Source organism: bacterium, assembly GCA_016873475.1.
GTDB lineage: Bacteria > Krumholzibacteriota > Krumholzibacteriia > JACNKJ01 > JACNKJ01 > VGXI01.
In genome coordinates this window covers 1-9746 of record VGXI01000119.1, presented here as the reverse complement: position 1 = coordinate 9746, position 9746 = coordinate 1, and the positions used below count along the sequence as shown (strand labels likewise).

The following is a 9746-nucleotide window of genomic DNA, read 5'->3' as shown; positions in this document are numbered from 1 at the left end:
GTTTCGAAGTCCACTGTGCAGGACTGGGCCTGCGCGGCGCCGGCGGCGATGATCAGGATGGCGAGCGCCAGGACCGCACGTGTGCGCAGATTCGACATCGTAGCCTCCCCCTCGTTATGACCGCCCTTGGTGTCCGCCGCCTAGCGCAGCAGCACCAGCTTCTGGCTCTCGGCGAGGCCCGCTGCCTCCAGCCGCACGAAGTACACCCCCGTGCCCGCCGCGCGGCCGCTCTCATCGCGGCCGTCCCAGACGACGGCATGCTCGCCCGCCGGGCGCTGCTCGTTCAAGAGCTCGCGCACGAGCCGGCCCGGCACGTCGTAGACCGCCAGGCGCGCCCGGCCCGCCGCCGCCAGCGAGAAGGGCACCGTCACGCTCGGGTTGAAGGGATTCGGGTGCGCCGCCGCGAGCCGCGTCGTGAAACGCCGGCCGCTCACGGCCAGCGACTCGCTGCGCAGGAGCTGCCACTCCTCGCCCGGCAGCCGGCCGAAGAGGCGGTAGTGCAGCTCACCCGCGATCGCGAGCGCCGCGGCGTGGTCCTCGGCTTCGTACTGGCCGGGGGCCGTCCGCTGCCAGGCGACCTGCCAGGAGAGGCCGTCCCGCTCGCCCTCGAGGCGGAACTCCGCGTCGCCGCCGCTTTCGCAGCTCCAGTTCACGCGCGCTGCGCCGCCGAGGTCCTCGAGCGCAAAGTTGCTGAGCAGGACGGGCGTCGCCCAGGTGCAGTCGCACCAGCCCCAGCAGTTGAAGGTGAAGTGACCCGCGTTGCACCAGTACTCCACGTAATCCGTGCCGACGACCACGAGATGGCCGCTCGCGCTCTCGGTGACTTGCATGATGTAGTGGTCGCCGATCCAGTCGTCGTTGATCTCGTAGAAGTCCAGCTCGCCGAGCTGGGCGATCGGGCCGGACAGCGCGGGCTGGAAGGCCAGCGCGATGCCGGTGTGCGGATCCCCGATCACCAGGTTCGTGTTCCAGTAGGCGTTGACCTGACCATCCGCGCCCGAGTAGGGCAGGTTCTCGATGGCGAACTCGGCCGCCGTGATGGCCGGTAGCCACTCCGGCAGCAAGACGCTGACCTTCACTGTCGCGATCTCGTAGGGCTCCTGGTCCATGAAGCAGACGCTTGCGTAATAGTCCGCGTAGAGACCCATGAATGGACTGCCGCCGCCCCCCGTGCCCACGCCGTGACAGGGAATCTCTGGACAGTCGGCAAGGCCTGTCGTGATCAGCCCCTCGAAGACGCCCGCGCTGCCCGGGTGGAAGCGGGCTTGTGCGTGGTGCGTCTCGCCCGGTTCGAGCAGGAAGGGCCCCGCGCCTTGCGTCAGGCTGAAATAGGGACCGCTGATCTGGAGGTCGCCCGCGAAGGCCACGAAGCCGACGTTGGTGATGTCGAGGTCCCGGTAGACGCTGCTGCCGTAGGGCGCGGTGCCGAAGTCCAGCTCCGTATCCGAGAGCTGGCAAGCTCCGCTCTCGAAGTCCAGGCAGTCGCAGAGCTGCGGGTTCGTACAGTTGAGCGTGCAGCGCCCACCGCCGACGTCCCAGCCGAGGCCGGCTGCGTCATTCACGCGGAGCTGCTCGCCGTCCAGTGAGCGGGCCGCGGTCAGCACGACGTTCTCGCCCAGGGGCGCCAGGGCCATCACGGTGAGGCGCCCGAGCAGCACCTGCTCGCCGGGCACCGGTGCGCCGAAGGCGAAGCGCAGGCCGTACACCAGGTTGCCACTCTCCGGCGGGTAGAACCACTCTTCGTTGATCTCGGCGTGTACGGCCAGGGCCGCGATACCGTCCACCCGGAACTCGGCGCCGGTGATGCCCGGGCTGGCGAAGCTCGGCACCGTGGCGATCACGTAGAGGGTGTCAGGCAGACCGACCGGGAAGTCGCCCGCGCAATCCGTGCCGGCGCTGTCCAGGTAGAGGCCGAGGTGGTCGCTGCCGACGCTCGGGTTGCGCCCGAAGCCGCTGAGAGGCAGATCGGCGCAGGCCGCACTGCCCAGTAGCACAGTGGCTGTCAGCGGGCCGTAGGCCTGCGGATCGAAGCGCACCGTCACTTGCCGCCAGTTGCCGGGCTGGAGCGTGAAGGGCCCACCACCGCCGATCAGATGGAAGTGCTCGCTCACGAGGGTGATGTCACCGACCAGGGGCCCATCGCCCAAGTTGCCGACGCTGAAGCTGCCGTTCGTGTAGTCGCCGAGCATTACCTCGCCGAAGTCGAGGGCCGGGGGACTCAGCACGCAGACCGGCACCGGCTCGTGCGCGCGGCCAGCGAGGGGCAGCTCGCCGCAGGTTGCATTGCCGGTGCTCACGGCCGCCGCATGCGGCCCGTAGTCCAGCGGCGTGTAGCGCACGGTGATCGTACGGCTGCTGCCGGGCGGCAGGCTGTAGGGGCCGCCGCCGGCGGTGAGCGCGAACTGCAGATCGTCGAGGCTGACCGTGCCGGTGAGCGTCAGGTCGCCCGTGTTGTTGAGGGAAGCCGAGAGCATCCAGCTCGTGCCGAGGGCGATGTCCCCGAAGTCGAGCGCGGGCGGCACGAGCTGGCAACCGTAGACCGGCTCGTGCGCGAAACCCGTGCAGGGCACGTCGTTGCAGTACTCCGTGCCCAGCGCGATCGCGCAGGTCTGGGGGCCCGGCGCGCTGGGGGCGAAGCGCACGGTCACCGTGCGCGTTTGGTTCGTCGACAGGGAGAAGGGGCCGGCCCCGGCCGTGATCCAGAAGTCCGGGCAGTCCTCGCTCACGATGCCTACGAGCAGCCCGGCGCCGATGTTCTTGATGGTGAAGCTAAGGTTTGCCGCGTTGCCCACGGCGAGGTCGCCGAAATCGAGGCTGGCCGGCGTCACCTGACAGATCGGCTCCGGCGCGTAGCCCGTGCCGCTGCAGACCATCTCCGGGCAGTCCGCCGTGCCCAGGTCGATGACGCAGGTCTGCGGCCCCGCGCTCGCCGGGGCGAAGCGCACGGTCACCGTGCGGCTCTCGCCGCTCTCCAGGCCAAAGGGCCCCACGCCGGACAGGATCGAGAAGTCGGGGCAGTCCTCGCTCACGATGCCGGTGAGCACGCCCTCGCCCTGGTTCCAGATCGTGAAGCTCTGCTGGGCGCCCGCGCCCACATTGACGACGCCGAAGTCGAGGCTGCTGGGCTGGAGCACGCAGAGCGGCGGCGTCGGCACATAGCAGACGCAGCTCGGCGGATCGCTGCAGTTGAAGGTGAAGTCGCCGCCCCCGACGGCGATGTCGTAGGCGCCCTCCGCGTCCACGACGGCGAGGGTCGTCCAGGGCACGACCGAGAGCTGGTGGTCGGGGCCGATCCAATTGCCCTGCTGATTGGTGACGAAGATGAAGTAGCCGATCTCCACGATCGGCCCGGGTTGCGGCGTGCTCCAGGCGATCGCCATGCCGCCCACCGGATCGCCGATCACGAGCGAGCTGCTCCAGGTCGCCGACCACATGCCGTTCGGGGGAAAGCCGCTCGTCGGCAGCCCGGCGATGCGGAACTCGGCCGCCGTGATGCTCTCGACGCCCTCGGGCAGCACGGCGGGCACTCGCACCTGCGCGAGCTGGTTCGGGCCGTCCAGCGGCCCTTGGCAGATCTGCGCCTGGAGGTCGAGGTAGAGGCCGATCTGGCCCGGCGCCGGCGGCGTGTAGGCGAGGCCCCAGCCGCGCAGCGCGACCGGCGGGCAGTCGTTCGTGCCCAGGTCGAGCAGGCACTCGTGGCCACCTGCCTGTGTCGGCGCGAAGCGCACCTGGAAGACGCGGCTCGCGCCGGACGCGACATCGAAGTGCCCGCTGGGGCTCACCGTGAAGGCGGGCACTTCGGGACAGGGCTGACCGGGGACGTCCAGCGGCAAGCTGGTAGCGCCGCCGTTGATCACCGTCAGGGTGCGCAGGCCGAATTCGCCGAGCAGCTCGACCCCGAAATCGAGCGTCCCGAAGTCGACCTGGCAGTTCTGGGCTTGGGTTCCGCTGGCGGCGGCAAGGAGAACGAGCGCGAGGAGCGCGCGCAGGCGCAGCGCAGACATGGGGACCTCCCTTCCACTCTCACACCAGGAATGAGTATAGCACCTGCGGCGGGGAAACCCGAATTCAGGATTTCGACTCGGGGATTGCGGGTGCGGCGCGGCGCGCGGCCAAGAGGCAGCGCGGTCCTAGTCCCGGTTCTGGAAGACCCCCGCCACGCCGGCCACGACGAGCAGGGCGCCGGCCAAAGTCCAGCCCGTCACGGATTCGCGGAGCAGCAGCCAGCCGAGGAAGACGGCAATCACCGGATTGGCATAGGTGTAAGTGGCGACCACGCGATATGGCAGGCGGCGGATCGCGCTCATGTAGCTGGTGAAGGCGAGCACCGAGCCGAAAAGCACGAGGTAGGCCCAGGCCAGCCAGGCTTCCCCGGTGGGCTGGGGCTGCGGCTCGCGCAGGGCCAGGGACATTGCGAGCAGCGAGAGCGCGCCCAGCCCCTGCTGCCAACCGGAGACGGCGAGCACGCCGAGTCCGGGCCGGCGTCGCTGCAGCCAGATCGAGCCGAGCGCCCAGAAGAGCGGCGCGGCGAGCAGGGCGACGACGCCGAGCACGTCGGCCCGCGTGCCGCCGCGCAGGAGCGGCCAGCAGAGCGCGGCCACGCCCGCGAAGCCGATCAGCACGGAGCCGATGGTCTTCCACTTGGGCAGGCGGCGATCGAGGGCGATGGCGATCAGCTCGGCCCAGATCGGCATCGCCGCCACGAGCAGGGCCGCGAGCCCCGAGTCCACGCGCTGCTCGGCCAGGGTGACGAGGCCGTTGCCGCCCAGCCAGAGCAGGGCGCCCGTTGGCGCGAGCAGGGCCAGCTCGCCGCGGCTCACGCGCACGCGCTCGCCGCGCAGGCGCGCCCAGGCGAGCAGGATCGCCGCCGCCGCCAGCGTGCGCAGCCCGGCCATCGCGAAGGGCGGCCAGCCCGCGCCCTCGCGCACGGCGAGACGGATGCCGAGGTAGGTGCTGCCCCAGACGAGGTAGACGACGCCGAGCTGGGCCAGCCCGAAGCGGTCGAGCCTAGCTTGCGAGGCCGGCATAGAACGCCGCGTAGTCGTCGATCATGCGCTGGAGACGGAACTTCGCGCGCACTTCGCGGCCGGCCGTCTCGGCCAGGCGCGCGCGCAGGCCGGGGTCGCCGAGCAGGCGCGGCACCTCGCGCGCGAGGGCGGCGCGCTTGGCCTCGCCCGCGGGAGGCACCAGCACGCCGTTCTCGCCGCTGCGAATGAGATGCCGGTTGCCCTCGATCGCGGTGGCCACGATCGGCACGCCCGCGGCCATCGCTTCGAGGATGGCGTTGCTCGTGCCCTCGTTGCCGGTGGAGAAGAGGCAGAAGAGGTCGAAGGTTGGGTAGCACTCGGCCACATCGCTGCGGAAGCCCGGCAGGTGCATGCGCGCGCTGAGCCCGCGCCGCTCGGCCTCGGCGCGAAACGCCGCGGCGCCCTCGCCGTCGCCGATGATCACCGCGTGCACGGGCCGGCCCGCCACCTCGGGCACGCGCTCTAGCAGGTCGAGCATGGCGGGATGGTCCTTAAAGGGGAAGAAGCGCGCCACCGTGCCGAGCAGCCAGGCGTCCTCGGGCACGCCCAGCTCGCGGCGCTTGGCGGCGCGGTCCACGCGCAGCGAATCGAAGCGCTCGAGCGAAACGCCGTTCACGATCACCTGCACCTGCGCGGGCGGGTAGTGCAGGGTCTGCACGAGGTAGTCGCGCAGACCCGGCGAGACGCAGAGCACGCGGTCGGCGAAGAGCGCGAGCGTGCGGCTCACCAGCTTTCCCCGCCAGCCGACCGTCTGGACGAGGCCGTGCTCGCCGTTGACCACGGCCGGCACGCGCGCGAGTCGCGCGCCGAGCGTGCCGTAGAGGTTCGGCGTGTAGTTGCGGCAGTGCACGATGTCCGGCTTCAGCTCGCGAAAGAGCTTCGCCAGCCGAAAGGGCAGCTCGGGCGCGAGCCGATCCGGGTAGGCGAGGTTGATTACCTGCGCCGTCGGGTTGACGATGCGCGCGGCGAGCGCGCCCGCGTCGTGCAGGCAGAGCACCGTCGAGCGGAAGCGCGCCGGATCCAGGCCGTTGACGATGTTGACGACGCCGTTCTCCAGCCCGCCCGCGCGCAGCGTGGTCTGCACGTGGCAGACGTGGATCGGCCCGCGGGTCACCTAGCTGCCGCTGGCCGCAAGCAGGGGCTCGAGCGCGGCTCGGGCCGCGGCGGTCATCGCCTCGTAGCCCTTCGCGTTGGGGTGGATGTCGTCCTCGGCGAGATCGGCGGGCAGGAAGCCCTTCTCGTCGGCCATCGCCTTGTAGAAGTCGATCAGGCCCCAGCCGTGCTCGGCGGCGAGCTGGCGCAGCCACTCGTTGTAGGGCAGCAGGCGGTCGTTGATGCCGCTCGGCTGCTTCTTGCCGTCCGAGCCATAGACCGCGTTGCCGTCCTCGCGCACGGGCACGCAGGTGGCGAGCACGGGCTTCACGCCCGCGGCCTCGGCCTGCGCGCACATGTCGAGCAGCGCGCGGCGCGTGCCCTTGTCGTCGACACCGGGCCTGAAGGTGATGGCGCAGGCCTTGATGACCACGGCGCGCGGCTTCAGGTCCAGCACGTCGCTGGCGAAGCGGAGCAGGTAGTGGCTGGGCCACTGGCCGCCCACACCGCGCTGGGCCACCTTGAGGTCGCCCAGCTTGCCTTCGGGGTTCCAGCGCTTCGTGATCGAGGCGCCCATGAAGACCACATCGGGCCGCTCGCCGCGCTCGAGCCACTGGCGGTTTTCGGCCTCGAAGAAGTCGCTCTTGGTGAAGCGCTCGCTGATCACCTCCACCTTGTTCATGGCGGAGAGGGCGCTCTGGCGGTAGCCCCGGGCCTTCCAGGCGACGGCGGCGAGAGCCACCAGCAGGACGAGAATGAGCAGGCGTCCGATCACGGTTTCTCCTTGGGCGATGAGGCCGCGGCCTCAGTGCATGCGGTCGGCGGTCTGTTCGATCAGCTCCACCAGGCGGTTCGCGATGTCCTTCCAGTCGCAGGCGGCGCGCACCCAGTCGCGGCCCGCCTCGGCCAGGCGCGCGCGCTCGGCCGGATCGGCCGCGAGGCGCGCGAGCGCGGCGGCGCCCTCGTCGGCGCTCCTCACGGTGACGAGGAAGTCGACGCCGTAGCGCCGCACCTCCTCGAGATCGCTCGTCAGCACGGGCCGGCCCATGGCCAGGTACTCGAAGAGCTTCATCGGGCTGGCCTTGTGGCTGATCGGGATGGGCACGAAGAGGTTGAGGCAGATGTCCATCGCCGCGATCTCGGCGGGCACGCGGTGAAACGGCACCGGGCCGGGAAGTTCCACGTTGTCGAGCCCGCGCTCGGCGGCGGCGCTGCGCACGGCCTCGAAGTCGCGCCCGGCGCCGATCAGCCGGAAGCGAGTCTCGGGCATGCGGGCCGCGATGTCCAGGATGAGCGGGAAGTCGATGAAGTACTCGAAGGCGCCGAGATAGCCGACCACGAGGCGCCGGCCGGGCTCCGCGCTCCCCACGCGCCCCTCCGTGGCAGCGCGCACGGCGTCGAAGCGCGCGAAGTCGACGCCGTTGGGCAGCACCTCGATGCGCCGGTCCGGGTAGTCCTCGGCCAGGCTGTGGCTCACGCTGAGCACGAGGTCGGCGCTCTCCAGCATGCCGCGCAGCGTGCGCCGGCCCTGCCAGAGCAGCGGACCGATGGCGAGCCGGCCCAGCTCCTTGGCGAGCATCGCCTCGTAGTCGTCGGCGAGATCGAAGACGCGCACCAGCTTGCGCCCGCGCGGCGGCGCGATGTCGAGCAGCCCCGCCTGCGGCAGGTTGTAGACGATCAGCGCGTCCACCGCCTCCTCGGCCACGATGCGCTCGACGGTGTCGCGGCAGACGAGCCCGTAGCTGCCCTTCTTGACGAGCTTGTCCAGGGGCCAGCGGCGATCCCAGAACCAGCCGGGCATCGCCACGTCCCGCAGGGCGATCGCCGGCGGCAGCTCGACCTCGATCTCCTGGAAGTTCGTCTCGCCGATCGCGGCCGGCGGCGGCTGGAGCACCGTGATGCGGTGGCCCATCGCCGCGAGCTGGCCGAAGAGGTGGTGGTAGCGCGTCCAGTTCACGGCGCGATAGCGGGCGAGATAGGGAAAGAGAATGTGCACCCGTCAACCTCCCTTCCTGGCCGCGCGCCTGAGTCGAGCCCCACCCTGGGCGCAGACGGGCCAGCCAGGCGCGGCGCGGCCAGAGCATAGGAAGAAGCAGGAAGCGGGTCAATCGGGGCTTGGCGGGGCGAGTCGGCGGTCCCGAATGCGGGATCCCCGCGTGGCCTACCCGTGCGGGGCCGCTCGAGGCTCAGCGGTAGTAGGCCTTGATCGTCGAGAAGCTGGTGGTCTCGACTGCCGTGGTGCAGTGCTGGACCCACTCGATGTAGTCGACCAGCATGTTCGCCCCGTCGGTCGGGATGAACTCGATGCAGAACTCGACGTCCGGGATCGAGTCCCATTCCAGGAGGTTCTCGGTCTGAAGGATCCCCCAGTTTGGATAGGTATGGTCCTCCGGGTAGCGCAGCTCTTTCTCGAAGACCACGGTGCCGTTCATCGTGACTCGCACGCGGTTGCCAGTGTGCCCCTCGGGAACCCAGCCCATCCAGCGCCAGACGATGCACTCGCCCAGCACATTGACAGTGTTCACGCAGAACTTGTTCTGATTGGGGGCTCCGCCGTAGAAGCCGCCGAGCCAGGCCACCCAATCGCCATCGAAGGCATCGATATCCCACCCATAGCTCGGGTTGCTCGGATTGATGATCCAATCGAAGTTGTTATTGGCAGTGCACTCCCAGGCGCAGTTGCAGCCAAAGCACCCCTCGAAGCTGCCATCCGGAAGCAGGGGCAAGGCCGACACAGTTGGAGAGGAGATCAGGACCGGCACTAGCATCGCCAGCCTGCAAGCCCAGTGTCGTAGCACGCTCACCGCCTCCTCTAGTTGCGCGCCGAGACAGTGCGCCCGCCCGGCGAGTCCCGCCGAGCTGGACGCTCCCCCTGTGGGCAGCCCTCTGCGCGCGACTGGCGGGAACAAGTATAGAGCACCGCGCGAGGCGCAGCAATTCAGGCAGGGCCCCGGCCCGCGCAAGCGGGCCAATCGGGGCTTGGCGGGGCGAGTCGGCGGTCCCGAATGCGGGATCCCCTCGTGACTTGGGCGGCGGAGCCACTCGAGGCTCAGCGGTAGTAGGCCTTGATCGTCGAGAAACTGGTGGATTCGACCGGCGTCGTGCAAGCCGCCTGCCACCACTCGAAGTAGTCGACGAGCATGTTTGCGCCGTCGGTCGGGATGAACTCGATGCAGAACTCCGGCTCGCAGCAGTGGTCGTAGACGTTGTTGATCATCAGGGTCTGCCACTCCGGGTAGGTGTGGTCCTCGGGATACCGCATCTCCTTCTCAAAGACGACTTCCCCGTCCAGGGTCACGCGCACGATGTTCCCGACATGGCCTTCGGGCACCCAACCCATCCATCTCCAGGCGATGCAATCTCCGACAACCCCGATCGTCTCGCAGAACTTGTTCTGGTTGGGAGCTCCGTCGTAGAAGCCGCCGAGCCAGGCAACGAAACGGCCGTCAAAGGCGTCGACATTCCAGCCGTAAGCGGTGCTAGGATTGATAATCCAACCCGCCCCGTTGTTCGCCGTGCATTCCCAATCGCAAGGCAGGCAGTCCGGTGCGCAGGTTTCGAAGCTGCCATCCGGAAGCAGGGGCAAGGCCGACACAGTCGGGGAGGAGATCAAGACCGGCACCAGCA

General features: G+C 69.6%; 7 protein-coding genes. All 7 read right to left on the bottom strand.

All coding sequences use genetic code 11. The features are described from left to right. Positions 1 to 140: 140 nt before the first annotated feature. Positions 141 to 4004, bottom strand: coding sequence for a choice-of-anchor D domain-containing protein (locus FJ251_10225; protein MBM4118095.1), 3864 nt, complete (start codon positions 4002 to 4004; stop codon positions 141 to 143). A 126-nt stretch (positions 4005 to 4130) separates the two neighbouring features. Then, a complete protein-coding gene (locus tag FJ251_10220) occupies positions 4131 to 5027 on the bottom strand; it encodes an EamA family transporter (protein MBM4118094.1) in 897 nt (298 codons plus the stop codon). Then, complete coding sequence (locus FJ251_10215) at positions 5008 to 6141, bottom strand: glycosyltransferase (protein MBM4118093.1); 1134 nt, start codon at positions 6139 to 6141, stop codon at positions 5008 to 5010. The genes FJ251_10220 and FJ251_10215 overlap by 20 nt, the downstream gene beginning before the upstream one ends. Continuing rightward, complete coding sequence (locus FJ251_10210) at positions 6142 to 6894, bottom strand: hypothetical protein (GenBank protein ID MBM4118092.1); 753 nt, start codon at positions 6892 to 6894, stop codon at positions 6142 to 6144. Between the two features lie 30 nt (positions 6895 to 6924). After that, complete coding sequence (locus FJ251_10205; protein ID MBM4118091.1) at positions 6925 to 8115, bottom strand: glycosyltransferase family 4 protein; 1191 nt, start codon at positions 8113 to 8115, stop codon at positions 6925 to 6927. Positions 8116 to 8305: 190 nt separating this feature from the next. Next, positions 8306 to 8887, bottom strand: coding sequence for a hypothetical protein (locus FJ251_10200; GenBank protein MBM4118090.1), 582 nt, complete (start codon positions 8885 to 8887; stop codon positions 8306 to 8308). A gap of 281 nt (positions 8888 to 9168) precedes the next feature. After that, complete coding sequence (locus FJ251_10195; protein ID MBM4118089.1) at positions 9169 to 9459, bottom strand: hypothetical protein; 291 nt, start codon at positions 9457 to 9459, stop codon at positions 9169 to 9171. Positions 9460 to 9746 lie beyond the last annotated feature (287 nt).

What these genes read in the sequence shown, in the direction of transcription:
- FJ251_10225 (MBM4118095.1), bottom strand. Translation starts at nt 4,004, where the DNA reads ATGTCTGCGCTGCGCCTGCGCGCGCTCCTCGCGCTCGTTCTCCTTGCC.
- FJ251_10220 (MBM4118094.1), bottom strand. Translation starts at nt 5,027, where the DNA reads ATGCCGGCCTCGCAAGCTAGGCTCGACCGCTTCGGGCTGGCCCAGCTC.
- FJ251_10200 (MBM4118090.1), bottom strand. Translation starts at nt 8,887, where the DNA reads ATGCTAGTGCCGGTCCTGATCTCCTCTCCAACTGTGTCGGCCTTGCCC.
- FJ251_10195 (MBM4118089.1), bottom strand. Translation starts at nt 9,459, where the DNA reads ATGGGTTGGGTGCCCGAAGGCCATGTCGGGAACATCGTGCGCGTGACC.